Raw genomic sequence first — 26,098 nt, 5'->3', positions numbered from 1 at the left:
CCATGCGGAAGCAGGCTGGCGCTCGGTAGCCGAATCCTCTTTCGCGCTGGCATCCCCGTTACGAGACATGGCCGGGACACGGCCTCAGCAAAGTCGATCGGAGCTGGCTCCCACGATCTCGAATCCAAGCCCTGGAAGGGCAGCATCACCTTTGCAGCTCGGCGCGACGGCTATCCCTGCCGCAATTCGCGTTGATGGGCACAGGTGAGGAGAACACCGGCGAGACAGTCATGACGCCAGGTTCTGGAACGCCTCCTCGCCCCCTCAACTTCTCTCCTCGGCATAAGAGGAGAGAGCCATGACCGAGACACCACGTGATCCGCCTGAACACCTCAACAACGAGGACGGCGACCTGACGCCGGTCAAAGCCGACACGGTATCGAGGGGCGATCCAGCGGAACGGCTTCGCGGCGTCGGCCAGGAGAACATCTCCGCCCGTCCGGCCAGGCCGAGACTATCGGACCCGCCCCCTGCCCCGCCGGAGTTGGACGACGACGCCACACAGATGAAGAAGATCGACGACGCCGCGGGTACGGAGCCCTCACCGCCTGGCGTCGCCGAGCCGGAGGGTGCACGCGAACTGCCCAGGCCGCCGCTTGCGGATCCGACCTGATGGCTCCGCGGCTCAAGCTGTTCGAATGGTCGGACGGCTTTCACACCTTCACCGTGGCGGCCAGCTCGCGACCGAAGGCGTTAGCCGCTTGGGGCAGCGGCCAGGATCTCTTCGCCACCGGCTTGGCCAAGGAAGTCGACGACAGCCCCGACGCTGACACCGCCAAGGCTTCGCCCGGCACGGTGGTTGAGCGCAGGCTCGACGTGAAGCTGCCGGCGAGCGCTCCGAAGAAGGGCGCGGCGAAGAAGACGAAGCAGCCCAGCGCCGCCGATCGGAAACGGGTGGAGGAAGCCCAAATCGCCCTGGACGACCTCGACGCCATGCACGGTCAGGCCGCACGGCGGCTGGATGAAGAGCTGCAAGCCATTAGGGCGCGCAGGGAAGAGGAACGGACGGCCTATGAAGCGCAGCGCGAGAAACTACAGGCCCGCCTGGAGAGGGCGCGCGCTAAGCTCTAGCCCTTATCGTCATCGTCTTCGTCGTCCTCGGCCTCGAAATCCGCGAACACGAGCTGCATCTCAACCCTCACCTCGTCCATGGTCTGCTGGACCCAGGCGTGAAGGGCGCGGACGGTCTTCTCGGCTGATACGGCGTCCGGCGAGAACAGACGCTCCATGACGTCCGTCAGGGCCTGGTTTCTGCCCATGAGCACGCCAGCCCGATAGATCGGGTCGTCTGAAGGGTCGATGTCGTCGTCTTCGTCCATGTGCGACCTTCTGGCGCGCTAACACTCTTGTGAGTTGCGCACTCGCGTAACGGTTGTGACCCTCTCGCCTGGAGATAGTCTCCATCGGGACAGTTATATGTCCATAAAACTTTAGGCGTCGCGATGGCTGCATTCACGATGAATGTTATGGCCGCGGGCGCGGCGCCCGTGCCGCCTGACTGGTAGCCTTGCGCGGCCCTTCGCCGTCAACAAATCCCTTCAATGGGATCAGCGGCCCGGCTTGAGGACAGTCCCCCGGTTCTCGCTGGGCCGTTTCGATTCGCGAAGTAGCTCGGAACCGGTGAACCTCCCACCGCTTGGTTTCAGGCAACCAACAGGGAGATGACCATGACCGACGTCCAACCGAACGATCCGAACCGCAATCCCAGGGAAGCGCCCGACCTGGACGGCGATGAAGTCGAAGCCGGCCGCCAGGCTCGCAAGAGCGGAGCCAATCAAGACCCTCTGGCGAACAACAATCCGGCCGACAGGAACCCATCGCCTTCGACCGGCGGCGACGGCGCCGCGGGCGCCGGCGGTCCGAAGGGCTTTGGCACGGGCGCCTGATCAGCAGGAATGGGTGGCTGGCCGAATCTCCGGAGCGGCGCCCATTCGACTGATTGATCGTCGGTGGCGGCGGCGCTCTTGCGCCGCCGCACAGCTTGAGCGCCGCCCTGTTCCGGCGACGCCCTACTTGGCGTCCGGGCGCACCGAGCCGCCCTGACCGCCTATCTCCCGATCGTCTCGGGTGCGATCTCGCAGTTCACCAGAGCGGCGCGCAACCATCGGGCTCACGCTGTGCAAATCTGACGCCTTCAGGCTGGTCGGCTAAGGCCGCCGCGCGCGTGTCGCACCAGCGACCGTCGCAACGCCAAGGCCTGCAACGACAAGGTCCTCTACGATCCCGCTGCGGGTCTGGCCAATGCGCCGCAGCGCGGCCTTTCGGCCGGCCAGCGTCAGATAGGCCAGCGGTATGGCGACGCCCACGGCCAAGGCGGCGCCGCGCCGCTCGCGTCCCCTCGGCGCCAGGGCGCCGCCGGCGATCCCGGCGCTCGCGATCCGGGCAAGCAGGCCGAGGAATACCGTACGATCCGGCGCGGACTTCATCTTGTCGCCGAGCAGTTCGCCAACGCCCATCGCCAGCGCACCGAACCTGAATAACGGACGGTCGAGCAGAACGAGTCTGCCCGGCGTGGCGCGGCGGCCCAGCCGCGCTGCGGCGATGACGGCCATGGGCGTCATCGAACGCGCGCTGGCGGCGGCGCCGATCAGGACCGAGGGAAGCAGGTCGAGGAAGCGCATGAAGGCTCAACCCTCTCCGACCGGGCGGGTTGCGTCGGCCGTCTCACGGAGCCTCCACCCATCCTCGCACATTTCCGGCGAGGACCGCCACGGCGCCGAAAAGCGCGATGAGCTATTCTGAGATCGCCACTGCGCCCGCGTTGAGCGTCAACACGGTCCCGCGTGAAGAGAACACGATTTAAGTTGGTGAGAGATCAGGAGCCTCCCCTCGTTCCTTATAGAAGAATCGCACCATCTCAAACAAAGCTCCTACTTCTCGATTTGGCAGGAAGCAGATAGTTCGAAACGCCTCCGCGAATCGGAGCCACTCGGGGGTGTTACGGCCTCGGAAATATTCGCTATTTCCGGAAGCGCGCCGATCCTCTCCCCAATCCTGTTAGCCCATGACAACCAGACCATCACTGGTCCCGGGATTGGCCATGCGGATTTGTCGCACGAAAAGAGCAACTCCGCTGAGATGACATCAGTCGCTAGGCGCCTGCGATCCGTTCATGGGTGCGGCTGCTGCTACTGGGGCGCTCCCCGTTGGAACGGCTGTCTTGCCCACTCACTACGGCAGCCGCCCAGAGCAACCGCTCCGTGCGGGTCTTACCGAGTCGAACGCCTATCGACGTCGAAAATCAGGAAGAGCTGCCAAGTCAAAGCCAGGATCGCCAAGCCTGACAATATCCAGGGGTGACCGATCCAAAGGGCGGACCAGTCAAAGCTGCCATTGTTGATCTTCTTGATATGATTGAAATTCTGGCTGATCCCGACGACCAGGCCCATCATTCCGACGACGGCGGCGATATAGCGCGACCACAGGGCGTCATATGATTTCAACATCAAGATGAGCGCCAGGACGCCAAGAGCGAACCGCTGGACCCGACAGTAGGGGCACGGGAAGACCAGGCCAGCCAGATCGACAGCCAGGGTGAACAGGACCACGGCAAGAATGGCGGCGCCCACGATCTCGCCGGTTCAAAAGGGCGCTTCCCAGCAAACTCATGATCTTGTTCACGCCAGCTCCAATCCCATCAACCCCAGGGCGCCTGCGCCCCACCCGATATAGCTTTGCCTGCCAGCGTCGCCGTGTGAATGCAATGATCGGATCGCTCGACAGCACGGGCGTCAATCCGGCTTTCGCCCTTTCCCGCCGGAGCCGTCGCTGCGGATGTTGATCCGATCGAGCAAGAGCTCGACGCGCAAGCCGCCCAGAGGCGAGTTCAGAAAGCGAACTTCGCCGCCATGGGCCTTGATCGTCGCCAGAACGATCGACAGTCCCAGCCCCGCCCCTTCATGACGACCGCCGGCTCCCCTAAAGAAGCGCTGTCCAAGTCGTGAAAGCTCGTCCGCAGCCGCCCCCGCCCCGTCATCCTCGACGACCAGACGCGCGGGCCGGAGCGTCATTTCCAGTCCGATGCGTATCCGCTTGTCCGCATGACGCCGGGCGTTCGCCAGCAGATTGTCGGCGGCCGCGCCAAAGCGAACAGGATCGACATACAGAAGGCCGTCCTCCCCGAAAAACTGAACCCTTTCATCCGAGGCGGCCGCAGGAAAGGCCTGCCTCAGGGTGATCAATCGGCGGTTTTCGTTCTGGATCGGGGTCTCATCCTCGCGCGCCAGCGCCAGCAGCCCCGCCACCAGCCGCGCCGTGCGATCGACCGAGGTCTGGATCTGCTCAAGCGCATGTCGCCGGATCGACGGGTCGTCCGTAGCGGCGGCGATCTGCGCCTGTATCCGCAGACCCGCCAGCGGCGTTCGCAGTTCATGCGCCGCCGCCGCAGTGAACTCCGCCTCTCGGCGCCGTGCGGCGCCCAGGCGGCCGATCAACTCGTTCAAGGCCAGGACGAACGGCTGCAACTCACGGGCGCCGTGGGACACGTCGATGGGAGCCAGATCATCGGCATCGCGCGCGCTCAACGCGTCGGTCATCTGGCGGACCGGCGCCAAGCCTCGCCCGACCGACCACCAAATCAGGGCGCCCAGCGCCGTCAGCCCCAGAACCGCCGGTCCGATCAGGCCTGTCACGACGCTTCCGACCAGATGTTCGCGGACCGCCAGATTGTCGCCGACCATCACCCGAAATCCGGCCTGCGGATCGCTGACTGTATAGACGCGCCATCGCTCCCCTCAGATCTCGCGCTCGGAGAACCCGTCCTCTCCGCCGGACAACTGCTCTACGGGCGCGCTTTGGGATCGTCCCAGCAACTGGCCGTCCATCGACCAGATCTGACAGGAGAGCTGGCGATCATAGACGTGGCCGGCCTTCGTTTCAGAGGCCTGGATGACAGGACGAACATCGCCCGCCCGCATCATCGAGGACACCATGCGGGCGGATTCCATCAGACGGCTGTCCAGCACCTGCTGCACCTCGGCGCGGGTATGCACCTCGGCCCACAGAACCGCCCCGCCCCATACCAGGGCGGTGACGAGAGCCAGTGTGGCGAACAGCCTGAAGCGGATCGATTTCATTGCAGCGTATAGCCGACGCCGCGAACCGTGCGGATGAAGCCGGCGCCCAGCTTGGCGCGTAGATGATGAATATGAACCTCGACGGCGTTCGAACCGATATCCTCCTGCCAGCCATAGAGCCGCTCTTCGAGCTGCGCGCGCGAAAGCACCTGGCTCGGCCGCTCCATCAGAGCTTCGAGAACGGCGAACTCGCGACGCGACAACGACAGGTCGCCATCCCCACGCCAGGCCAGTCGGGCCTTTGGATCAAGGGTCAGATCCCCGTGACGCAAGGCGGGTGATGACCGTCCCAGCAACCGCCGCCGAACCGCCCTCAGTCGGGCGGCGAGTTCGTCAAGGTCGAAGGGTTTGCCCACATAGTCGTCCGCGCCGGCGTCAAGCGCCTGTATGCGGTCGCGACTCTCGTCGCGCGCGGACAACACCACGACGCCGACGTCCATGTCCCGCTCGCGCGCATATCGCAGCACCGACAGACCGTCGCCGTCCGGAAGTCCGAGATCCAGCACGACGGCGTCAAAGCCCGACGCCTCCAGCGCCGCCCTCGCCTCCTCGACCGTGGCGACCTGTTCGACGGTCCAGCCGCAAGCGCTCAGGCCGACGCTCAGCCCGTCGGCCAGAACCGGATCGTCTTCAATGGCGAGAATTCTCATGATTTCGATGTGCGGGTCGCGGCTTAAGCCTGACTTAAGTTCATTCTACGACCTGTCCCCGCCATGATGTCTCTCCAACGCTTCGTCAGCGTCATGCTGCTTCTGCTCATCATCGGTTTGGGCGGATCAGCATTGGCGCAGGCGCCCTTGCCTCTCGACCAGGCCTTCGTGCTCAAGGTGTCGCGCCAAGCCGACGGCGATGTGGCGTTCGACTGGACCATCGCGCCGGGACACTACCTTTATCGGGATCATACAGCCGCAACGGCGTCAGGCGCCAAGGATGCCCTGCCGCTGAGACTGGCTCCTGGCGAGCGCAAGGATGATCCAGGTTTCGGCGTCGTGGACGTCTGGTACGGCAAGGGCCGCGCGGTCCTGTCGGCCGAGGCCCTGGCTGCGGCGGGCGGGCCCCGTTCGATCGACATCACGTTCCAGGGCTGTCTTGAGGACGCCATCTGCTACCCGCCGACGACGCGAACCGTCGAAACGCCCGCGAAACCGAAGTCGCCGGCATCGGCGCCGACGACGCCCGCGCCGGCCACGCCTGTCGTCTCCGTCGTTCAACCGCCGAAGGACGTCTCGACCGAGCCGACCGGGCCATTGGTCGCACCGGCAGCCCCTGAGCCGTCGCCTCTCGCACCGTCTGAGGCGGTTCCGACCTCGGACGGCCTGATCGACAGCCTGGCGCTGAAAGGCGGCGCTGTGTGGGTGCTGGCCGCCTTCTTCGGCTTCGGCCTTCTGCTGGCCTTCACCCCGTGCGTTTTTCCCATGTACCCGATCCTCGCGGGCGTCATCGGTCGCGGCGTGGACGGCCGAGGAACAAGGCGAGGCCTGATCCTGTCGATCGCCTATGTTCTTGGTCTGGCCGCCGCCTTCGCCTTGCTGGGCGTCGCGGCCGCCTGGTCGGGTCAGAACCTGCAGGTCGCCCTGCAATCGGCCTGGGCCGTCGGCGGCCTCAGCCTCATCTTCCTGGCCCTGGCGATCTCCATGTTCGGCGGGTTCGAGCTGCAACTGCCTTCGGCATGGACCAGTCGCTTCTCGCGCGAAGAAGGACAGGGGCGGCGTTCAGCGCCATCCGCCGCCGCCATGGGTTTCGTTTCAGCCCTGATCGTTGGCCCTTGCGTCACCGCACCGCTGGCCGGAGCTCTGCTCTATATCGCCCAGACCGGAGACGTGGTTCTGGGCGCGGCGGCCTTGTTTTTCCTGGGGCTGGGCAAGGGCGTGCCCCTGATCATGTTCGGCACCGCCGGAGCCCGCTTCCTGCCCAAGGCGGGTCCCTGGATGAACCGGGTCAAGATGGCTTTCGGCTTCGCCTTCCTGGGCATGGCCTGGTGGTTGGCCGGACGTATCCTGCCGCCGACCGTCACCCTGGCGACGGGGGCGGCGCTCAGCTTCGCCGCCGCCGCCGTGCTCGGGCTCTTCAGCCCCGCGACGAACAATCTGATCTCGAACCTCGCCCGAAGCGCCGGACTGGCGGCGAGCCTATGGGGCGCCCTCATCCTGATCGGCCTCGGTCTCGGCGCGGTCGACCCCTGGCGGCCGCTTGCGCCCCTGATGTCGGCCAATTCAGGCGCGGCCGCGACGCCATCTGTCGTCCCGACCGCCATCGTCGAGGATCAGGCGACGCTGGAGCAGGCCCTGGCTCGCGCCGCCGATGTCCGCCGTCCGGCCGTCCTCTACTTCACCGCCGACTGGTGCACGATCTGCAAGGCCGTTGATCGTCGCGTTCTGGCCGATCCGGCGACGATCGCTGCGTTCGCCGCAGCAGATCTGATCAAGGTCGACGTTACCCAAAATACGGCTGAGACGCGTGACCTGATGAAGCGCTACGGAGTGGCCGGGCCGCCGACCATGATCTTCCTGACCGCTTCATCCACCGAGGCGACCGGAGCCCGCCTGATCGGCGATATGACGGCTCAACAGGTCCAGACGGCTTTGGAACACGCCGGGGCGAGGTCATGAACGCCGTCTCCCTGGGCCCGCTGGTCCTGTCAGGCGAACGTTTCGCCATCCTGGCCGGCGTCTTCGTCTTCATCATTGGAACGGGCCTTCTCGCCACTCGCGTCAGCCCTCGCTTCAATCTCTGGAGCAGCGTCGTCGCCTTCGGCGGTATCGCAGCCGCTCGCCTCGGTCATGTCCTGACCCATTGGGAGTATTTCCAGGACGATCCGTGGCGCACTCTGGCGGTCTGGCAAGGCGGCTTCAGCTGGATATGGGCCGTGCCGGTCATCATCGCCGCGATGGTCGTGCTGCTGCGGACCAGGCGAGAACGCGCCTGGGCCCTGGCGCCGTTGGCGGTCGGCGCGCTCGTCTGGACGACAGCCTATCAACTGGTCTCCGCCACCGAGCCCCTGCCTCCGCCCCATCTCACCCTGAGCGCGCTTGAGGGACCGCCTGTCGACCTGTCGGCTGTCGACGGTCGTCCCGCCGTGATCAACCTGTGGGCGACCTGGTGCCCGCCCTGCCGTCGGGAAATGCCCGCCCTGGCGCAAGCCCAGATCGAACACCCGGACGTACGCTTCCTTTTCATCAATCAGGGCGAAGGCGATGTCGTCGTACGTCGCTTCCTGACGAATGAAGATCTGAACCTTCAATCCGTCCTGTTCGACACGGCGATGGAGGTTCCGCGCCACTATCGAACAGTCGGCATTCCCGTGACCCTGTTTCTTCACGCCGACGGCCGTCTGGCCAAGGCTCACCTGGGTGAAATCGCCCCCGAGCAGATCGCGATCGAAATCGCGCGTCTGAACTAGCCCGCCATGCTCAAAGGAAGTCCCATGATCCGCAAATTCGTCCCCGCCCTCGCTGCTGCCGCGGCGGCGCTGGCCGCCTGCAGCCCCGCCGATGCCGACAACGGCGCCGCCGGGACAGCGGTCGTTCAGGACATGCCGCCCATCGCCAGGACAGGCTTCGACGATCTGTTGCACAATCCGGCCACGCCGTTCCTGGGCGCCGAGAACGCTGACGTCACCATCATCGGGTACGTCGACTACAACTGCCCCTACTGCAAGAAGATGTACGTCGAAATCGACGAGGTTCTAAAGGCGGATCCCAAGCTCCGGGTTCTCTATAAGGATTGGGCCATCTTCGGCGCCGTATCGGAGAACGCCGCCCGATCCGCCCTGGCCGCCGGTTATCAAGGCAAGTACCACGCGGTCCACGCCGCGTTCATGAAGCATCCCTCGCGGGTCACCGACGATGAGATACGCCGCCTGCTTCAAGGCGCCGGGGTTGATCTGGCGCGGTTAGACCAGGACCTGGAGACGCACCGCGCCGAGATCGACGACGTGCTGATGCTCAATATGCAGGAAGCCATGGCCATGGGTCTGCAAGGCACACCCGCCTTCATCATCAACGGCTATCTGATCCCGGGCGGAATGCCGCGAGCGCAGCTCGAAGCCATCATCGCCCGCCTGCGCACGGGCCAACCTCTGCGTTAAGGCTGCAAGGACTGCGGCGACGGCGTCCAAACGACGACGTCGCCCGCCTTGAGCCCCGACAGCACCTCGACGCCCATCGGACCGACTTGGCCCACGACAATATCGCGCCGGACGGGCTCGGCGCCGCGCGCCCGAACCATGACGAAGGCGTTGGGCGCAGCCCCCGGCCCCCTCAGAGGGCGCAACCAGGCCGATCCGCACAACCTTTTCAGCGCTTTCGTCTTGCGGCTCCGGCCGGACGATCGCGCCGCATGGCGGCGTGATAACCACGCCGTCGTCGCCATCTCGCACCTCGCATGAGCGGGTTAAATCACCGCGCGATCCTCAAAGCCAAGCTCGCCTCTCAACACCAGGTCCAAAGCCCGCCTAGGCTGACGTCATGCGCACGAGTCCGGTTCGACGTCATCACCGCTCGCTGTAAGCACAGGCCGCCAGCCTACTGACACTAAAGCTGCTTAGCTTTCTGCCTCTGCAATGAAGGTTCGACGTGATCAAAAGCGCCGGTGCAATGTCATTCGCACTGTACGGCCAACGGGATCCTGCGCATTGCGCCCATAGCCGGGCGCCGGGGAGCCGTCGCCGAGACGCGCTTTAGGCCTTTCATCGAACAAATTTGATATCTCCAGGCCCACTTGCAAGCCGCCCCCCTCTGGCGTGACGCATCACCATTGTCCACGGATGACGCCCGGGGAGAAGCCATACGAAAACTCAGATTCAGGTCTACGGCGGCAAAAGGCTCCAACAACAAATCGGACAGGCCATCCTTGCCGCTGAACCGCCGGGTCCTATAGCCGTCCTGCCATCGGGCCGAGACATTCAGCCCCCAATGGCCCCGTTGAGCATCTATCAACAGACGCGCGTCCTGACCGGATACGCCACCCCCATCCCCTTTCAGCCGATCCAACTCCGGCAACCCATTCGCCAGCGACAACCTATTTCGCAAACGGAAACTGTGATTCAGCGCAATGCGCAGAATCCTAGCCTCCCCCTCCCGCTTCGGCGGAAGGAGGCGGGATATTGAAATTCAGACTGGAAGTTAAGCCTTCCGTCAGGTTGGAACCCAGGTTCAACGGACGATAATCGACGCTGATCAGTCGCCCGTCATTATCGCGCTGGAACCGCTCAGGAAAAATCGCCTCCACATCTTCCGTCAAGTCCGGTAACGAGCCGACACCGTTTGTAGTCGTGTCGCGCTGATATCCCAAGTTGATGAACAGGCTCCAGCGAGTGAACGGCCCTAGCGATGCGGTCAGTGAGAGCCGTTCAGAATGTGGCTGTCGTAGGCTGGGATTACCCCCATGATCGGCACGATTTCCAACGCTTGACCCGTACGGAAATCGAAAACCACGCGAGGTGTGTCGTGATATGGGGGGGCGGACCTCAGATTATCCGCAATGCTGTCGTTAGCGGCGGACCATACGCCGTTCAGGCGCACCTTCCGCTGGGGCGTCCAAGCCAAAGCAGCATTCACCTCATCGCCAGACCCCGCATCGGTGTCTCTAACGCCGCCTCCCACCGTCGCCAGCAGATCACCCACGCCCCGCATTACACCTTTGCGGACGCCGGCCTTGGCCAGCGGCACGGCCAAGGAGCCCTTTGCTTCTCGCAACTGGAAGGCGCTCGTTGTTTGCTCTTCGTCACGCTCCACGTTCGAGCGGTTGTCCATGAGATGGCCGTTAATGTTGGCGATCAGTGGACCGGCGGGCAATTCAATCAGCGTCCGCCCGGCCGACCCGCTCAAACCAACCATGCGGTTCTCGCTACGCGTATCGCCGAAACCGATCTCGTGCGCGCGAGAGGCCTGAGCGGTTGCATTTGCCTGGACCTGCCATCCCAGCACCCTGCCGCTGAGCCCGAGGGCCCCGCCCAGGCTTTCATTTCGCCGGAGGGTGTCTACGACCGCATCGCCGAAAAGCACGCGCGAGGTGCTCTCCCTACGCTGGCCATCCAAGGTGAGGACAGTTGACCAGTCGCCCAATGGGCGTGTCGTGCTGAGGTGCAAGGCAGCCAGATCCACAGCAGGGCGGAGGTTAACGGCGCTGCCGGCTAGCTCTTCACCCTCATTCTGATCGCGCTCATCGGCGTGCAGGGCGGTATCGTGCGAAGCGCGGGCGCTCATCTGCACAGTCCTTGGGCCGTCAATCTCAGAGCGACGGAGTTGGGCTGCCAACGATGAGGTGCCGCCCTGCGTCGGCTGCCCGCCCGAGACGCGGCCGTCATGACTCTGGAATCGTCGCTGCAGGACCAGATTCACCACCCTTTGCCCAGGCGCGCCGCCATAAAGGGCGGTCGCCTCCTCAGGCAGCACCTCAGCGCGGACCAGCGCATCCGGCGGAAAGCCGGTAAAGGCGCTCGGATTAGCCACCCGCTTGCCGTTGATGACGATCAGAGGCGCGCCGCCAACGCCATATGTTTCCCCCAACCGCTGCAGGACCTCGCTGATGTCCCAGGCACCCAGAGCATCGATCTCTGCGCCGTTCAGTTCGATCTGGGGGGGAACCATGGCGGAGCCGCGACGACCACGGACTTCTACATCATCGACCCTGACCGGATCATCTGGGTCTTGGCGGATGGGCAGGTTCACCGCCGCGCCTGCTATAGGGGTACGGCCGTATGTCCCATGCGTGACCTCCACCTGCCCCATGACAGCCAAGCTTACTAAGGATAGCCACAGTAGCATCCACTACTCCGTCGCGAGCTACCATCGAAACCGGGCAATTTTTCAAATCTAAGTAATATATTATATGATATCTTGCCTCATCATCAGCAATAAGCTTCAACGATGAACAAGTCGATAGATAGAACATGAATAAGATCGGGAGGCGTCCCTCCCGATCAAATCCTCATTAGATGTCGAGATCGACGTTCGTCTCGAAATCAACTGCAAACGTACAGGGTGTTGGAATACCGAATAGACCGGTACCTGAAATCGTACCGGAAGCCGAACCGTAACGCGGCTCACTGAAAGATCCCGCAGGTGCGGTATCCCCGGCGGTCTGCGCACAATTGCCCGCCACCGAAGTGGTCTTCAGCCCAGTGATGGTAATCGGGGCAGTCGGCGATCCTGAACCGACATCCACCACCAAGTTATCCTGGAACGTCACGTTTCCACAAGGAAATCCACTTCCGAGGGTATAGCCGGTTGCGTGAACCGTAATGGTTCGACCCGAGACCGTAGCAGGGACCCAGGCTGAGACGCAATTATTGGCAGATACCGTCTGGTATGCGTCAGTATAAAGCTTAACCTGAATAGATCCCTGCGGAGATATGCTCTGAGCATACGCAGCAGACCCAGAAGCCATGATCAATACAGAGGCAGACAACGCGGAAATAGCTTTACGCATAACGTTTGCTCCTATTATAAAACGCCATTTTTATGGCATTACATTGCTACGACACTTTTCATCTATAAGCAATCATCAATTTACATCTATGTGAGAATAGTCACATCACCTAAAACATCTTTGTCAACGAGAAACCATAAACCCTAGGATCAAGGGTAAAAACATTCGTTGTGAGCATGGAGTCATCACTATTGGTAAATGCATCGACGATTGGCGTTTTATCGAACACGTTCTTCACATAGGCCTGAGCGACAAGGCCAGCTTTTTGATTTTCAAATGTGAAAGAAACGCCAGCATTATCCCATGCCTTCAGTCTATCGTAATCAGTATTATACACTCGGAAGTAACTATCCCCTTGCCTATAATAGTCACCTCTAATCGTTACATCCCAATCTGACAAATTCCATGTGTACTGCATACCAACATTTGCCGTATATCTCGGAGAATTTGGCAGCTCATTGCCACTGAGATCGGCAGCGAACCCACGCCCTCCATTCGGCGCGTCAGTTAGGGGATTGTAGGTAAAGCCAAACAACTGCCAGAAAGGCACCTGCCCAGGGAAGTTGGGATCAAAACTACCCAGTCGCTGCGACCCTCCGCATAGAACTGCAAGGGCGTTCACGCCGTAGATCGGGAACATAGGCGATTTGAGAATAGTTTCGATGTAGTCGGTCGGTGCCACGCAATTCGAAGGCACCTGGACCCAAGGCCTTACCACCGCCCAATCAGGGTTGCCTTGCGTCCGATTCATGACATCGATGGACGATTCGCCATCGCCAATTCTAGTTTTCAGATATCCTATATTCCCATCGATCCGGAAGTTGCGCACGGGAGAGTAGATAAACTCCAACTCTAGCCCCATGGAAGTCATATCAAAGTTCTCGTTTAGCGATATACGATCAACGATTTGAGACACTTGATAGTCACTATAATCGTAATAGAACGCATTGGCATTAAGACGAAGAGCTCCGTCAAGCAGAGATGATTTCACTCCAAGCTCGAATGCATTAACATATTCTGGGTCAAATGTTTCTGGGAGAGGTTGATACTGTATAACACTTGTATTTATATCAGCTCGAGGAGGATTTGCCCCGCCACCCTTATATCCACGAGCATAGGACGCATAATACATTACATCTTCGCTGGCCTTCCAATCCAACACTGCCCGCCCGGTCCAAGCTTGCCAATCCTGCTCGATGTCCGGCAGAGCGGGATATCCGCGCGCGACCGACCCTCCGGATAAAGGCCCGAATCCAATCAGATCAAAAGATCCAAGCAACAGCTGGCTGGGGTAGGGCGTGGTCGTCTTCTTATCATCCGTGTAACGAAGACCTGCGGTAAGACGAACATCGGATGAAAGATTCCAATACCCCTCACCAAAGACGGCCCACGATCTGGTATTTACAACATTCTTGCTTCTGAAATAATTATGACCATCCCCAATCAGGTCACCTAACGAAGAATGGTCAACATATACACATTCCATTAAAGACCCGTCTTGGCAATTATTTGTTTGCTTCGGAATTCTTAACCCAAGAACCGCATTATAGAAATATTCTGCAATCAAGCTGAACACATTATTAAATACGTAATAATCATCCTGGGTCTTGAAATCTAAATAATTGGCTCCAAGGTTGAAATCAAACGCCCCTCCACCTCGACCCTGAAGCCGGAATTCTTGATAGAACTGTCTATTATCGGACTGGCTTAGATCGATCGACTCCATCCGTCGCGAAGGTCCGAGTTGAGGGTCCGTATATATACCCCCCGGAGACGCCAAGGAATCTTCGAGTTTCGGACTAATAGGGCTGCTGGTCGCCCAAAGATTGGTGCTGTCATTGAATATGTCATTCGAGACATATCGCGCATAATCTTGTGATGATTCGAAGTTATCTTCGGTATAAACCGTCGTTGAGTATAACTTCAAATTGTCAGATATATCGTACTCAATGTTAAGCTGAACAACATCGTTCTTAGCCTTATAATATGGATCATACCTCGTCGATATTTCTCGTAAATTCCGACTTTGGATGACCCCATCATAAGGATCAACGCCATAATCGACGGCGTTTACGCCCTGCCTTCTGGGAAGGCTGTTGTCATAGCCATAGCCGATGCCGGACGCCACATAAAGTTGGGACAGACCCGTGCCGTTTGGAGCGCTATAAGCCGCGTCGGTATACAAAGACGCCGCTTGGCACCCTTGAGAAAGCCGTCCTTGAACCAAGGAATCCGGGACAGCAGTCGCCCCTACACGGGTCGGTCCGTCATCGCGCGTACAAAGTTGCTTGCCCGTGCGGGATCTGTTGTCGTCTTCGCCGAAATGCTCCCAGATCAAGTTGGCGCGTAACCGGCCGCCAGGCTCCCACGCAGCAGACAACCGCGTAGAATACAGGTCTCGCCCATTCACCGACGTGTCGTTGAATGTGTTGTAATCGAAACCATCCCGCTTGGTTAGAGACGCAGCCCCTCGCACCCAAAATGTGTCAGTCAGCGGGATGTTCACCATCATCTGCCCCCGCATTGCGCCATAGTTGCCCGTTTCAGCCTTTAGCATGGCGCCGAAATCAGGCTGCGGCAGATTCGGGATCATATTGACGACGCCAGCCGTGGCATTGCGACCATACAAGGTGCCTTGAGGCCCCCGGAGCACCTCTACCCGGTTTACGTCCAGGTATTCCTGCTCAAAAAGACGATTACGGATCAGAGGGCTGTTGTTGAAGCTGACCGCCACCGCCGGATCCGAGGATGCGGATATCGCCTTCGTCCCAATTCCGCGAATAGCGAAATTATACATGCTGAAGTTGTTCTTGGAGAAGCTGACGTTGGGAATGGCGCGCATCAGTTCCGCCCCCTCGATCTTCATGGCGTCCAGGTTCTCGGCTGAGAGCGCTGTAACGGCGATCGGCACATCCTGAATGGATTGTTCGCGCTTCTGGGCCGTGACGATGATGTCGCCGACCGACGTTGCGTCCTGGGAAGGCGCTGCATCCTGAGCCAGCGCAGGGCCCGCCGCGACAACTAGAGCGAAAGCCGACGCGGTGACAGCCAGACGCGCGCGATTACAGGCCGCTGAAGCCATGATAACCCTCCCCTGCACGGCCCTGCTCCCCAGCTGGACCGAATGCTTCCTCCCGCCTTTGTGTTGAGCTGACGACGAGGCGGATGCGCCGAAAGCTGACGCTATCGATCCACCTATTCATACGCATGTCAACAGCTTACTTACATAGATGTCTTGTGACCTTACGGAAGCTTTTCATCTTCTCCCGCAGCGCACTCGTTGTTCTCCTCTCTCCACGTCCGCTCCATGTCCCGGATTTGTTTGAACGAATGCGAACGTCGCACTTGTATTTACATAGTTGTTAGTGAAATCATGCTGCATTCGCTTTTTTAGGAGGACATGATGGACGGGGACGTCATTGTCGTTGGCGGCGGGCTCGCAGGCCTGGTTGCGGCGCACGAACTGACAAGGGCAGGCCGCCGTGTTCTGCTGGTGGACCAGGAAAACGCGAGCAATCTTGGCGGCCAGGCGTTCTGGTCGTTCGGGGGCCTGTTCCTGGTGAACTCGCCCGAGCAACGTCGCCTGGGCGTGCACGACAGTTTCGACCTTGCCTGGCGGGATTGGCGGGGCAGCGCGGGCTGGGATCGGCTGGACGGCCCCTTGGCAGAAGACGAATGGGCGGTGCGCTGGGGCCGCGCCTATGTTGAGTTCGCCGCCGGTGAAAAAAGCGACTGGCTGCGTCAGCATGACATCAAGCTGACGCCCATGGTGGGCTGGGCGGAGAGAGGCGCCGGCAAGGCGTTCGGCCACGGCAATTCGGTTCCTCGCTTTCATGTCGCCTGGGGCACGGGAACGGGCGTGTCGGAGCCGTTTGCGCACCGAGCCAGAGAAGCAGCGAGAATCGGGCGGCTGACTTTTCACCACCGGCATAGAGTCGATCAGATTCTGGTCGAAGGCGGGCGGGTGACCGGCGTTGCAGGCGCCGTGCTGGCGCCCGACGACGCGCCGCGAGGCGCCCCTCCAATCGCCAGGTCATCGGCGACTTCACCCTGAAGGCCGACGCGGTGATCCTGGCGACCGGCGGCATCGGCGGCAACCATGAGATGGTCCGCCGCTACTGGCCCGAACGGCTGGGCGCGCCGCCGAAGACCATGATCACCGGCGTGCCCGCACATGTGGACGGACGAATGCTGGACATCGCCGCCGGGGCCGGCGCGCGCCTCGTGAACCGGGACCGCATGTGGCACTATGTGGAGGGCGTGCAGAATTGGGCTCCGATCTGGCCCGACCATGCGATCCGCATCCTGCCAGGACCGTCGCCACTGTGGTTCGACGCCCTGGGGCGGCGCCTGCCCTTCCCGGCCCTGCCCGGCTACGACACCATCGCCACGCTGAAACATCTGCGCACGACGCCCGACCTGATCGAGCACGACCACTCCTGGTTCATCGTCACCGAGACCATGCTGGCCAAGGAGTTCGCCCTGTCGGGCTCGGAGCAGAACCAGGACATCACCAACCGCAACCTTCTGGGCGTCTTGCGTTCGCGCCTGGGCAAGGCCGCGCCTCGAGAAGTCGCCGCCTTCCGCGACCAGGGCGCCGATTTCGTGGTCGCCGACGATCTAGAGACCCTGGTCGGCAGGATGAACGGCCTGACCGACAGACCACTGCTGGACGCCGCCCTGATCCGCGCCCAGATCGAGGATCGCGACGCCCAGATGGCCAATCCCTACGCCAAGGACGCGCAAGTTCAGGGCATTCACAACAGCCGACGCTATCGCGGCGACCGCTGGGCGCGCACCTCAGCGCCGCACAGGGTGCTGGACCCGACGGCCGGGCCGCTGATCGGGGTCAAGCTGCACGTCCTGACGCGCAAGTCTCTGGGCGGACTGCAGACGGATCTGTCCAGCCGCGTGCTGACGCCGGACGGAACGCCGCTGGAGGGACTCTACGCCGCAGGCGAAGCTGCGGGCTTCGGCGGCGGCGGATTGCATGGTTACAATGCGCTGGAGGGCACCTTCCTGGGCGGATGCATCTTCTCGGGACGGGCGGCGGGGCGCGCGCTGGCGAGCTAGGCCTAAGAGGGACAATCGCGCCGCCATCTGGCGCACGGGGAGAAACGACGCATGGATTCCGCAATGGCCACCATCGGCCTGCCCGTCGCGCTGGGTATCATCATGTTCGGCCTGGGCCTCGGACTGACGCCCGCGGACTTCGCCCGCGTGGCCCAGCGGCCCAAGGCGGCGGGCGTGGCCCTGGCCTGCCAGTTGCTGTTGCTTCCGGCCATTTGCTTCGGGCTGGTGCTGCTGTTCCGCCTGCCGCCCGTCCTGGCGGTCGGCATGATGCTGCTGGCCGCCTCCCCTGGCGGGACGACCGCCAATCTCTACAGCCACTTGTTCCGGGGTGATGTGGCGCTGAACATCAGCCTGACGGCGATCAACTCCGTCATCGCCGTCGTGACCTTGCCGGTCGTGGTCAATCTGGCGATCGCCTTCTTTCAGCCGGGCGACCTGCATGTCGGCCTGCAGTTCAGGAAGACGATCGAGGTCTTCATGATCGTGCTGGCTCCGGTGGCGCTGGGGATGCTGGTGCGCGGATGGCGGCCCGCCTTCGCGGCCGCCATGGACAAGCCGGTGCGCATCGCCTCCATTCTGATCCTCGTGCTGGTGATCCTCGGCGCCGCCGCCTCCAGCTTCCACGTCCTGATGAGCCAGATCGGCGGACTTGCCGGCGTGACCGTGGCCTTCTGCCTGCTCAGCCTGGGCGTCGGCTACGGCGTGCCGCGCCTGCTCAGGATCGAGCGCCCGCAGGCCGTCGCCAGCGCCTTTGAGGTCGGGCTGCACAACGCCACCCTGGCCATCGTCATCGCTCAGTCGGTGTTGAACAGCCCCGAGATGACCCTGCCCGGCGCCGTCTATGGCGTGCTGATGTTCCCGCTGGCGGCGGGCTTCGGCTTCCTGATCACGCGCAGAAAGCCCGGCCGGGCCTAGTCACGCAGGTCGCGGCGCAGCACCTTGCCCACATTGGTCTTGGGCAGGGGCTCGTCGCGGAAGACGATGATGCGCGGCACCTTGTAGGCGGTCAGCCGCTCACGGCAGTGGGCGACGATCATCGCCTCTGTCAGCTCGGACGAGCGCGGCACGATGACCACCTTGATCCGCTCGCCCTGCACCGGGTCGGGGACGCCGACAGCCGCCACCTCGTCCACCAGGGGGTGGGCCGCCACCACATCCTCGATCTCGTTCGGATAGACGTTGAAGCCGGACACCAGGATCATATCCTTGATCCGGTCGACCAGCCTCACCCGACCGTCCGCCTGCATGACGCCCACGTCGCCCGTCGCCAGCCAGCCGTCGGACGACAGGACCTTGGCCGTTTCCTCCGGTCGGTTCCAATAGCCGCGCATGACCTGGGGGCCGCGCACGCACAGTTCGCCTGGTTCGTCGATCCCGCACCAGCTTCCGTCATCGCGCCGCATCCGCACCTCGGTCGAGGGCACCGGCAGCCCGACTGTACCATCGAAGCCCATCGTCTCGGGCCGCTCGATATCCACATAGCCGATGCAGACCACCGGCGAGGTTTCTGTCAGGCCATAGCCTTCGATCAGCGGTGCGCCGGTCACGGTCTGCCAGGCCTCGGCCACCGACGCCTGGGTCGCCATGCCCCCGGCCACGGTCAGGCGCAGATCGGTGAAGTCGCGATCGCGGAAGGCCTCATTCTTCAGCAGGCCGGCGAACAGGGTGTTCAGCCCGGTGAAGGCCGCGAACCGCTCTTTTCTCAGCACCCACTCCACCCGCTTCGCGTCGCGCGGATTGGCGATCAGGATGTTGCGCCCCCCCACGCCCACGAACATCAGCAGGTTCGCCGTCAGGGAGAAGATATGGTAGAGCGGCAGCATGGTGACGTTGCCCACCACCTGATCCTGCGGGATCTGGGCCATGATCCAGGCGCGCCCCTGAAGAACATTGGCGATGATGTTCCGATGGGTCAGCATGGCCCCCTTGGCCACCCCGGAGGTGCCGCCTGTATACTGCAGGAAGGCGAGGTCTTCCGCCTTCGTCTCGACCGGCTTCAGCGACAGTCGCCGCGCCCGACGCATCACGGCGGGCCAGCGTTCAGCCTGCGGAATGCGCCACTTCGGCACCAGCTTTTCGACATGGCGCAGCAGGGCGGTGATCGCCGCACCCTTCACAGGCCCCATCATGTCGCCCATGGCGGTGACGACGACGTGGCGGACATCCGTGCCCTCGATCGCCTGTTCCAGGGCAGCGGCGAACATCTCCATCACCACAATGGCGACCGCGCCGCTGTCCTTGAGCTGATGCTGCAGCTCGCGCGGCGTGTAGAGCGGATTGACGTTGACCACCACCGCCCCAGCGAACAGCACGCCGAACAGCGCCACCGGATACTGCAGGCAGTTCGGCATCATCAGCGCCACGCGATCGCCCGGCCGCACGCCTTGGGCCTGCAGCAAGGCGGCGAACGCCCGCGCGTCCGACAGCGCCCGGCCATAGGTCACGCCCGAGCCCATGCTGACGAATCCGACGCGTTCCGCATATTTGCGGGCGTCCGCCGCGAACAGGTCGCCGACCGAAGCCCATTGCACCAAGTCGTCGTCGATCGTCGCCGGCACGTCGGGACGATAGGCGCGCGTCCAGAAGCGCTCGGCCCACAGGTGATCGGCCTCGGTCTTCGTCACATCCAGCGTCGCGCTCATTTCTCGATCACGGCGACGACGCCCTGCCCCCCGGCGGCGCAGATGGAGATCAGGCCGCGTCCCTTGCCGGCCCGGTTCAGCATATGCGCCAGATTGCCCAGGATGCGTCCGCCCGTCGCCGCGAACGGATGCCCCGCCGCCAGGGACGAGCCGTGGATGTTCAGCCGCTCCCGATCGATGGCGCCGGGCGCCCGATCCAGCCCCAGCCGGGCGCGCGCATAGTCGTCGCTTTCCCAGGCCTTGAGCGTGCACAGCACCTGGGCGGAGAAGGCCTCGTGGATCTCGTAGAAGTCAAAGTCCTGAAGCGTCAGCCCCAGCTTGGCCAGCATCCGCGGCACGGCGTAGGCGGGCGCCATCAGCAGACCTTCCTCGCCGCTGACGAAGTCCACGGCCGCCGTTTCGCCCGCCCTCATCCAGGCCAGGATCGGCAGTCCCCGCGCCTTCGCCCATTCCTCGCTGGCCAACAGCACCGTCGAGGCGCCGTCCGTCAGCGGAGTGGAGTTGGCCGCCGTCAGCGTGCCGTTCTCGCGATCGAACACCGGCCTCATCGCCGCGACCTTGGCCGGATCGATATCGGGCCGCAGATTGTTGTCGCGCTTCAACCCGTTGAAGGGGGTGATCATCTCGTCGAACAGCCCCGCCTCATAGGCCGCCGCCATATTGCGATGGCTGCGGATCGCCAGGACGTCCTGCTCCTCGCGCGGAATGGCCCAATGCTTGGCCATCAGTTCGCAATGCTCGCCCATCGACAGGCCGGTGCGCGGCTCGGCGTTACGCGGCGGTTCTGGCCGGAAGGGCGCAGTCAGGCCTGCTCGCGACAGGGCTTTCAACCGCCCCAACGTCGACTTCTCGTGGTTGGCCGCCAGCAGGGCGCGGCGAAAGCCTTCATTCAGGGCGATCGGCGCATCCGAAGTGGTGTCTACCCCGCCCGCAATCCCGGCCTCGATCTGGCCCAGAGCGATCTTGTTGGCGACCAGTATGGCCGCCTCCAGACCTGTGCCGCAGGCCTGCTGCACGTCATAGGCGGGTGTGTCGTGTCCCAGCGTCGTCCCCAACACGCTTTCGCGCGTCAGGGCGATGTCGCGCGAGAGTTTCAGGACGGCGCCCGCCGCCACCTCTCCCAGTCGCAGCCCATGCAGGTCGAAGCGGTCTATCAGCCCCTGCAGGGCGGCTGTCAGCATGTCCTGGTTCGACGCCTCGGCGTAGGCCGTGTTCGACCGGGCGAAAGGAATGCGGTTGGCGCCGACGATGGCGACCCGACGCGGCGCGGACAGGGTAAGCATCAGACGATGATCTCCGATGGAGGGGGACGCTCAGACGTCCTCGCAAGTGAACGCGCTCGCCCGCAGGATCGCGCACCTCGAAATCGCGATGCTTCGGAGCCATGAACAGCGCCGCCTCGCCGGGCAGAAACAGAGGCGCGCGGAAGGAAACTTCGATCTCGGCCGCCTCCCACCCGCCCGACGGCGTCAGGACGGCCAACGCCCGCGCCTTGGTCCACATCCCGTGGATGATCGCGCGCGGAAAGCCGAACAACCGCGCGCCCAGGGCCGAGGTGTGGATGGGGTTGGCGTCGCCCGACACGCGGCCATAGCGGCGCCCCAGGTCAGCAGAAAGCGACCAGACCTGGTCGCGCGCCATGCCGGACGCCTGCTCCATCTCAGGAGTTGGGCGGCCAAGCCCGCGATCGCCGCGTTTCAGATAGACGCTCTCGCTCTCCCACACGATCACGCCGTCGCGGCGCGCGGCGGTGAGTATGCCTAAGGCCTGGCCTCGGTCATGCGTCATCAGATCCCCGAAGCGCGTGCTCAGGCTAAGCGCCTCACCCGGCGCCAAGCGCGCGTGCTGGCGGATGCGGTTGTGCAGATGAACCAGGCCCGCCAGGGGAAAGGGGAAATCCGGCCGCATCATCAGACGCAGATGCATCGGAAAGGCCAGGATATGCGGCCAGGTCAGCGGTACGCCCTGCCCCGCCTGAAAACCGCACAGCCGGCTGTAATCGGCGATCGCCTCGGCCTTCAACCGAACGGCGTGGGCCTCGAGCACCAGGCTCGGAAGATCCCGCGCCCTGGCTTCACCACGCAACAGCCCCCGCGCCGCGCCGCCCGCCAGTTGCAGCATTGTGATCGGCGTCGCCGCCTCTGCGCCTCGCATCCGTCACGCCCCCAGAAGGCTCTGGCCGCAAACGCGCACGACGGCCCCGTTCACCCCGCCGTTATCCGGCTCGGCCAGCCACAGAGCGGTCTCGGCCACGTCGATCGGCTGGCCGCCCTGCCCCAGACTGTTCATCCGCCGTCCAGCCTCGCGGATGGCGAAGGGGATGGCGGCCGTCATGCGCGTCTCGATGAAGCCCGGCGCGACCGCATTGACCGTGATCCCGTCGCCCGCCTCGGCCGCCAATCGCCGCACCGCCCCGATCCAGCCCGCCTTGGACAGGGCGTAGTTGGCCTGTCCCTTGTTACCCGCGATGCCGCTGAGCGAGGACACCGCGACGATCCGTCCGTTCGACCGGATCAGCCCCGCCTCCAGCAGCGCGCGCGTCAGGGCCAGCGGCGCGCCCAGATTGACCGCCATGACGCTATCCCACTCGGTGGCCGACATCCGGGCCATGGTCCGGTCGCGCGTGATCCCGGCGTTGTGAACCACCGCGTCGTATCCGCCCGCCGCCCGCGCCGCGCTGACCAGTCGTTCCGCCGCATCGGCCGTAGTGATGTCGAGGCTCAGCGCCTCGGCGCCGATCTGGTCGGCCAGCACGCGCAGGTCCGTCTCCGCCCCCGGCGCATCGAGCGCCGCCACCGCATAGCCTTCGGCCGCGAACAGCCGCGCCATCGCTTCGCCGATGCCGCGCGATGCGCCGGTGATCAGGACGCGCCTCGGCTCGGTCGAGGCAAGCGCAGCCGTTCCGCTGATCGTCACCACCTGCCCCGAGACATAGGCCGAGCGCGGCGACAGGAAGAAGGCCAGGCTGGACGCCGCCGCCCCTTCCGCCCCCGCCGCGACCCGCAACAGTTGCGCCGTTCCGCCCTCGCGCGCCTCCTTGGCCAGAGAGCGGACGAAGCCTTCCAGTCCGCGCTGCAGCGCCGCGCCCTCGACGGTCGCCGTGTCTTCGGGCGGTCGGCCGATCACCAGCATGCGGCCATGAGGATCAAGCCGACACACCGTCTCGTGGAAGTAGCGATAGAGGCCCGTCGCGCTCGCAACATCAGCGATGTCAGAGGCGTCGAAGATCAGCCCCCCGTAACGCGCGCCGTCCTGCGCCTTCGAATGGAGCTCGACGCCCCAACGCTCGGCCAGGCCATGCAACAGCGGCGAGAGGCGCGCGCTTCCACCCAGCAGCAACGGCCCCACCGGCGCCGCGCCCGCCTCGGCGCGACGACGCAACGGCAACGGGCGCGGCAAACCCAGCGTTCCAGTCAGCCAGCCGCCCACGCCGCTGTTGGCGAAGTCCAGATAACGGTCCGACATCAGGCCGCCTTGCTTCCCTTGCCCGCCGACGCCGCCCGGCGTCGCGCCAACCCCTCAGCCAAGCCGAAATCCTGCGGAAAGTCGTCCACCTGGATCGCCTGTATCGCGACCTCGGCGTAACGCGCGATCAGAGCCCTCTCCTCGGCGTCGACCAGGCCCTGAGCCTCGGCCTCGCCCGCCCAGGCGGTCAGTTGGGTCAGGTCCTGCGGCGCACGAGGCAGACGTCCGGCCTTGATCGCCGGTTTCAGCCGCGCCTCGACGGCTTCCACCTGAGGATACAGATCGAACGCGACCAGAACGGCGGCGATGGGATCCACCTCCAGGCTGGCGCTCCACGATCCGGCGACCAGCCGATCCCGCGCCGGACCGTGACGCTGGATCAGGCCGGCGACCTGGGCGGCGCAGGCGTCGCCGGGCGTCGGCGTCTTGAGCCCGAACGGCGTCCCCGCCAGTTTCAGGAAAAGGGCCGCGCTCCGGCTGGGGTGATTGGCCAGCACGTCCCGCCACGCCGTGGCCGCGCGGTTCAGCGCATCCTGCGCCGCCCAATGCACGAAGGGCAGGTCTTCGGCCGGACGCCCCTCGTCCTCAAACCGCTTCAGCGTCGCCGACAGGATGAAGAGCTGGGACAGGATATCGCCCAGCCGCCCGGTCAAGGCGCCCTTGCGCTTCAATGCGCCGCCCACCGTGGCCATGGAAATATCCGACGCCAGGGCCAACAGGGTGGAAAGCCGCGTCGCCAGCTTGTAGTAGCGCCGCAGTTCGGGCGCCGCGTCGCGTGGCGCCGAAATCAACGCGCCGCCGGTGAGGCCGAAACCGACCGCCCGCGCCATATTGCCCAGGACGAAACCGCCGTAGCCGAACAGGGCGCGATCGAAAGCTTTCAGCTCCTGCGCCTCGGCCGTGCGCATCATCGGCAGGACATAGGGATGGCAGCGGATCGCGCCCTGGCCATAGATGATCAGGGTGCGCGTCATGATGTTGGCGCCCTCGACCGTGATGGCGACCGGAATCTGCTGATAGGCGCGGGCCAGGAAGTTGCCGGGGCCCATGCAGACGCCCTTGCCGCCGATCACGTCCATGCCGTCATTGACGATGATGCGGGCGCGTTCGGTCACATGGTATTTGGCGATAGCCGAGACGACCGAAGGCTTCTCGCCCTGATCCAGCGCCGCCGCCGCCAGCCGCCGCACAGAATCCGTGGCGTAGAGATGCCCCGCCATCCGGGCCAAAGCCTCCTGCACGCCCTCGAAGGCGCCGATCGGCTGGTTGAATTGACGCCGGATGGCGACATAGGCCCCGACCATGCCGACAGCCAGCTTGGACATCCCCACGTTGGAGGACGGCAGGGAGATGGCTCGACCGGCCGCCAGACACTCCATCAGCATCCGCCAGCCGTTTCCGACCTGCTCGCGCCCGCCGATGACCATCTCCATCGGCACGAAGACGTCGTCGCCCTCGATCGGCCCGTTCTGGAAGACGGCGTTGAGCGGCCAGTGCCGACGCCCGATCCGCACCCCCGGATGCTCGCGCGGGATCAGGACGCAGGTGATCCCCGGCTCTTCGCCTTCGCCCAGCAGCCCGTCCGGATCGACCGCGCGGAAGGCCAGGCCGATCACTGTCGCGATGGGGGCCAGGGTGATGTAGCGTTTTCGCCAGGTGATGCGGAAACCCAGGGTCTCGCGTCCTTCCCACATGGCCTTGCAGACCACGCCCGTGTCGGTAATCGACGCGGCGTCGGAGCCTGCGAACGGGTTGGTCAGGGCGAAGCACGGAATCTCGTCACCGCGCGCCAGACGCGGCAGATAGTGGTTCTTCTGTTCTTCCGTGCCGTAGTGCAGCAGCAGTTCAGCCGGCCCCAGGGAGTTGGGCACCATCACGGACACCGCCGCCGCCGAGCAACGCGTCGACAGCTTCTGGATCACCTGGCTGTGCGCGTAGGCCGAGAAGCCGAGGCCCCCGTAGGCCTTGGGAATGATCATGCCCAGAAAGCCCTTGTCCCGCGCAAAGGCCCAGGCGTCAGGCGGCAGGTCCTGCCACACCGCCGTGCTGTCCCAGTCATTGGACAGGTCGCACAGCTTTTCCGTCTCGACGTCGAGGAAGACCTGCTCCTCGTCCGTCAACCGCGGCGCGGGTGTCGCCAGGAGGCGTTTCCAGTCCGGCCGCCCGGAGAAGATTTCCGCGTCCCACCAGACGTTGCCGGACTCGATCGCCGCCTGCTCGGTGGCGCTCATACGCGGCATGATGCGACGGAAAGCGTCCATCGCCGGGCGCGACAGCATGGCGCGACGGACCGGCGCAACCGTCAGCATGACCAACAGGACGGCGAGAACAGCCCCCGCCGCAATCCAAACCCACATCAACGCTGTTCCTCCCCGGCGACGGGCGCAGTCGCACGGCCGCTCATCAGTTCAT

23 protein-coding genes and 1 pseudogene are annotated in these 26,098 nt (G+C 63.7%); 9 read left to right on the top strand and 15 right to left on the bottom strand.

The window, feature by feature from the left end:
* Positions 1–298 precede the first annotated feature (298 nt).
* Together AC52GN_RS06430 and AC52GN_RS06425 are read left to right on the top strand one after the other, a co-directional pair.
* Positions 299–613: a hypothetical protein gene (locus AC52GN_RS06430; protein WP_496528550.1), complete on the top strand. Its 315-nt coding sequence runs from the start codon at positions 299–301 to the stop codon at positions 611–613.
* Positions 613–1,071, top strand: coding sequence for a hypothetical protein (locus tag AC52GN_RS06425; RefSeq protein WP_346521904.1), 459 nt, complete (start codon positions 613–615; stop codon positions 1,069–1,071). The genes AC52GN_RS06430 and AC52GN_RS06425 overlap by 1 nt, the downstream gene beginning before the upstream one ends.
* Here AC52GN_RS06425 and AC52GN_RS06420 read toward each other — a convergent pair.
* The gene (locus AC52GN_RS06420) at positions 1,068–1,319 is read right to left on the bottom strand and encodes a hypothetical protein (RefSeq protein ID WP_346521906.1); all 252 of its coding nucleotides are present in this window, start codon (positions 1,317–1,319) and stop codon (positions 1,068–1,070) included. The genes AC52GN_RS06425 and AC52GN_RS06420 overlap by 4 nt on opposite strands.
* A gap of 348 nt (positions 1,320–1,667) precedes the next feature.
* On the opposite strand from AC52GN_RS06420, the gene AC52GN_RS06415 reads away from it, so the two are divergent.
* Positions 1,668–1,886 (top strand): hypothetical protein, encoded by a 219-nt coding sequence (locus AC52GN_RS06415; RefSeq protein WP_269298460.1) that lies wholly within the window; start codon positions 1,668–1,670, stop codon positions 1,884–1,886.
* 261 nt (positions 1,887–2,147) lie between these two features.
* On the opposite strand, the gene AC52GN_RS06410 is transcribed toward AC52GN_RS06415, so the two are convergent.
* The 5 genes from AC52GN_RS06410 to AC52GN_RS06390 form a co-directional block, all read right to left on the bottom strand.
* Positions 2,148–2,621 carry a hypothetical protein gene (locus tag AC52GN_RS06410; protein ID WP_269298458.1) on the bottom strand — a complete coding sequence of 158 codons (474 nt, stop codon included), beginning with the start codon at positions 2,619–2,621 and terminating at the stop codon, positions 2,148–2,150.
* 588 nt (positions 2,622–3,209) lie between these two features.
* On the bottom strand, positions 3,210–3,569 hold the full coding sequence (locus AC52GN_RS06405) for a disulfide bond formation protein B (protein WP_496528549.1): 360 nt from the start codon (positions 3,567–3,569) through the stop codon (positions 3,210–3,212).
* Positions 3,570–3,731: 162 nt separating this feature from the next.
* Complete coding sequence (locus AC52GN_RS06400) at positions 3,732–4,679, bottom strand: ATP-binding protein (RefSeq protein ID WP_496528548.1); 948 nt, start codon at positions 4,677–4,679, stop codon at positions 3,732–3,734.
* A gap of 54 nt (positions 4,680–4,733) precedes the next feature.
* Complete coding sequence (locus AC52GN_RS06395) at positions 4,734–5,075, bottom strand: hypothetical protein (RefSeq protein ID WP_496528547.1); 342 nt, start codon at positions 5,073–5,075, stop codon at positions 4,734–4,736.
* Positions 5,072–5,725, bottom strand: a complete 654-nt coding sequence (locus AC52GN_RS06390) for a response regulator (protein WP_496528546.1) — start codon at positions 5,723–5,725, stop codon at positions 5,072–5,074. The genes AC52GN_RS06395 and AC52GN_RS06390 overlap by 4 nt, the downstream gene beginning before the upstream one ends.
* Before the next feature lie 63 nt (positions 5,726–5,788).
* Between AC52GN_RS06390 and dsbD the strand changes: the two genes are divergently transcribed.
* The 3 genes from dsbD to AC52GN_RS06375 are packed head-to-tail and all read left to right on the top strand — an operon-like array spanning position 5,789 to position 9,162.
* Entirely contained in the window at positions 5,789–7,684 is a 1,896-nt protein-coding gene (dsbD, locus tag AC52GN_RS06385) for a protein-disulfide reductase DsbD (RefSeq protein WP_496528545.1), read from the top strand.
* A complete protein-coding gene (locus AC52GN_RS06380; RefSeq protein WP_496528544.1) occupies positions 7,681–8,475 on the top strand; it encodes a prolipoprotein diacylglyceryl transferase family protein in 795 nt (264 codons plus the stop codon). Before dsbD ends, AC52GN_RS06380 begins: the two co-directional genes overlap by 4 nt.
* Positions 8,476–8,499: 24 nt before the next feature.
* Positions 8,500–9,162 carry a DsbA family protein gene (locus AC52GN_RS06375; RefSeq protein WP_346487695.1) on the top strand — a complete coding sequence of 221 codons (663 nt, stop codon included), beginning with the start codon at positions 8,500–8,502 and terminating at the stop codon, positions 9,160–9,162.
* Here the strand turns inward: AC52GN_RS06375 and AC52GN_RS06370 are convergent.
* The 4 genes from AC52GN_RS06370 to AC52GN_RS06355 all read right to left on the bottom strand — a co-directional run bounded on the left by AC52GN_RS06370 (position 9,159) and on the right by AC52GN_RS06355 (position 15,588).
* Positions 9,159–9,347: a hypothetical protein gene (locus AC52GN_RS06370; protein WP_496528543.1), complete on the bottom strand. Its 189-nt coding sequence runs from the start codon at positions 9,345–9,347 to the stop codon at positions 9,159–9,161. The two genes, AC52GN_RS06375 and AC52GN_RS06370, sit on opposite strands and share 4 nt — an antisense overlap.
* Before the next feature lie 1,064 nt (positions 9,348–10,411).
* Positions 10,412–11,746: a TonB-dependent receptor gene (locus tag AC52GN_RS06365; protein WP_496528542.1), complete on the bottom strand. Its 1,335-nt coding sequence runs from the start codon at positions 11,744–11,746 to the stop codon at positions 10,412–10,414.
* A 262-nt stretch (positions 11,747–12,008) separates the two neighbouring features.
* Positions 12,009–12,506 carry a hypothetical protein gene (locus tag AC52GN_RS06360; RefSeq protein ID WP_496528541.1) on the bottom strand — a complete coding sequence of 166 codons (498 nt, stop codon included), beginning with the start codon at positions 12,504–12,506 and terminating at the stop codon, positions 12,009–12,011.
* A 109-nt stretch (positions 12,507–12,615) separates the two neighbouring features.
* Positions 12,616–15,588, bottom strand: coding sequence for a TonB-dependent receptor (locus tag AC52GN_RS06355; RefSeq protein WP_496528540.1), 2,973 nt, complete (start codon positions 15,586–15,588; stop codon positions 12,616–12,618).
* A 318-nt stretch (positions 15,589–15,906) separates the two neighbouring features.
* Between AC52GN_RS06355 and AC52GN_RS06350 the strand changes: the two genes are divergently transcribed.
* Genes AC52GN_RS06350 through AC52GN_RS06340 form a run of 3 tightly spaced genes read left to right on the top strand, consistent with a single transcriptional unit; the run spans position 15,907 to position 18,494 of the window.
* Positions 15,907–16,560 carry an FAD-dependent oxidoreductase gene (locus AC52GN_RS06350; RefSeq protein WP_496528539.1) on the top strand — a complete coding sequence of 218 codons (654 nt, stop codon included), beginning with the start codon at positions 15,907–15,909 and terminating at the stop codon, positions 16,558–16,560.
* Between the two features lie 11 nt (positions 16,561–16,571).
* Complete coding sequence (locus AC52GN_RS06345) at positions 16,572–17,579, top strand: FAD-binding dehydrogenase (protein WP_496528538.1); 1,008 nt, start codon at positions 16,572–16,574, stop codon at positions 17,577–17,579.
* 51 nt (positions 17,580–17,630) lie between these two features.
* Positions 17,631–18,494, top strand: a complete 864-nt coding sequence (locus AC52GN_RS06340; RefSeq protein ID WP_453989457.1) for a bile acid:sodium symporter family protein — start codon at positions 17,631–17,633, stop codon at positions 18,492–18,494.
* Here the strand turns inward: AC52GN_RS06340 and AC52GN_RS06335 are convergent.
* From AC52GN_RS06335 to AC52GN_RS06315, 5 genes and pseudogenes are all read right to left on the bottom strand, one after another.
* On the bottom strand, positions 18,491–20,221 hold the full coding sequence (locus AC52GN_RS06335; RefSeq protein WP_496528537.1) for an AMP-binding protein: 1,731 nt from the start codon (positions 20,219–20,221) through the stop codon (positions 18,491–18,493). The genes AC52GN_RS06340 and AC52GN_RS06335 overlap by 4 nt on opposite strands.
* Positions 20,218–21,504, bottom strand: coding sequence for an acetyl-CoA C-acetyltransferase (locus tag AC52GN_RS06330; RefSeq protein WP_496528536.1), 1,287 nt, complete (start codon positions 21,502–21,504; stop codon positions 20,218–20,220). The genes AC52GN_RS06335 and AC52GN_RS06330 overlap by 4 nt, the downstream gene beginning before the upstream one ends.
* A gap of 181 nt (positions 21,505–21,685) precedes the next feature.
* A pseudogene (locus tag AC52GN_RS06325) lies at positions 21,686–21,862 on the bottom strand (MaoC/PaaZ C-terminal domain-containing protein); the annotation flags it as partial.
* A 516-nt stretch (positions 21,863–22,378) separates the two neighbouring features.
* A complete protein-coding gene (locus AC52GN_RS06320; RefSeq protein ID WP_496528535.1) occupies positions 22,379–23,686 on the bottom strand; it encodes a 3-oxoacyl-ACP reductase in 1,308 nt (435 codons plus the stop codon).
* Positions 23,686–26,043 (bottom strand): acyl-CoA dehydrogenase, encoded by a 2,358-nt coding sequence (locus AC52GN_RS06315; protein WP_496528534.1) that lies wholly within the window; start codon positions 26,041–26,043, stop codon positions 23,686–23,688. The genes AC52GN_RS06320 and AC52GN_RS06315 overlap by 1 nt, the downstream gene beginning before the upstream one ends.
* Positions 26,044–26,098 lie beyond the last annotated feature (55 nt).

It is taken from the genome of Brevundimonas sp. SS2672, from assembly GCF_059579685.1.
Note: the sequence above shows the minus strand (reverse complement) of the source record. Positions and strands in the feature narration are given on the sequence as shown.

Bases quoted from the DNA above. Each gene is read 5' to 3' on its own strand.
- AC52GN_RS06430 (WP_496528550.1), top strand. From the start codon at position 299: ATGACCGAGACACCACGTGATCCGCCTGAACACCTCAACAACGAGGAC.
- AC52GN_RS06425 (WP_346521904.1), top strand. From the start codon at position 613: ATGGCTCCGCGGCTCAAGCTGTTCGAATGGTCGGACGGCTTTCACACC.
- AC52GN_RS06420 (WP_346521906.1), bottom strand. From the start codon at position 1,319: ATGGACGAAGACGACGACATCGACCCTTCAGACGACCCGATCTATCGG.
- AC52GN_RS06415 (WP_269298460.1), top strand. From the start codon at position 1,668: ATGACCGACGTCCAACCGAACGATCCGAACCGCAATCCCAGGGAAGCG.
- AC52GN_RS06410 (WP_269298458.1), bottom strand. From the start codon at position 2,621: ATGCGCTTCCTCGACCTGCTTCCCTCGGTCCTGATCGGCGCCGCCGCC.
- AC52GN_RS06400 (WP_496528548.1), bottom strand. From the start codon at position 4,679: ATGGTCGGCGACAATCTGGCGGTCCGCGAACATCTGGTCGGAAGCGTC.
- AC52GN_RS06395 (WP_496528547.1), bottom strand. From the start codon at position 5,075: ATGAAATCGATCCGCTTCAGGCTGTTCGCCACACTGGCTCTCGTCACC.
- AC52GN_RS06390 (WP_496528546.1), bottom strand. From the start codon at position 5,725: ATGAGAATTCTCGCCATTGAAGACGATCCGGTTCTGGCCGACGGGCTG.
- dsbD (WP_496528545.1), top strand. From the start codon at position 5,789: ATGATGTCTCTCCAACGCTTCGTCAGCGTCATGCTGCTTCTGCTCATC.
- AC52GN_RS06380 (WP_496528544.1), top strand. From the start codon at position 7,681: ATGAACGCCGTCTCCCTGGGCCCGCTGGTCCTGTCAGGCGAACGTTTC.
- AC52GN_RS06375 (WP_346487695.1), top strand. From the start codon at position 8,500: ATGATCCGCAAATTCGTCCCCGCCCTCGCTGCTGCCGCGGCGGCGCTG.
- AC52GN_RS06360 (WP_496528541.1), bottom strand. From the start codon at position 12,506: ATGCGTAAAGCTATTTCCGCGTTGTCTGCCTCTGTATTGATCATGGCT.
- AC52GN_RS06355 (WP_496528540.1), bottom strand. From the start codon at position 15,588: ATGGCTTCAGCGGCCTGTAATCGCGCGCGTCTGGCTGTCACCGCGTCG.
- AC52GN_RS06350 (WP_496528539.1), top strand. From the start codon at position 15,907: ATGATGGACGGGGACGTCATTGTCGTTGGCGGCGGGCTCGCAGGCCTG.
- AC52GN_RS06340 (WP_453989457.1), top strand. From the start codon at position 17,631: ATGGATTCCGCAATGGCCACCATCGGCCTGCCCGTCGCGCTGGGTATC.
- AC52GN_RS06335 (WP_496528537.1), bottom strand. From the start codon at position 20,221: ATGAGCGCGACGCTGGATGTGACGAAGACCGAGGCCGATCACCTGTGG.
- AC52GN_RS06330 (WP_496528536.1), bottom strand. From the start codon at position 21,504: ATGCTTACCCTGTCCGCGCCGCGTCGGGTCGCCATCGTCGGCGCCAAC.
- AC52GN_RS06320 (WP_496528535.1), bottom strand. From the start codon at position 23,686: ATGTCGGACCGTTATCTGGACTTCGCCAACAGCGGCGTGGGCGGCTGG.
- AC52GN_RS06315 (WP_496528534.1), bottom strand. From the start codon at position 26,043: ATGTGGGTTTGGATTGCGGCGGGGGCTGTTCTCGCCGTCCTGTTGGTC.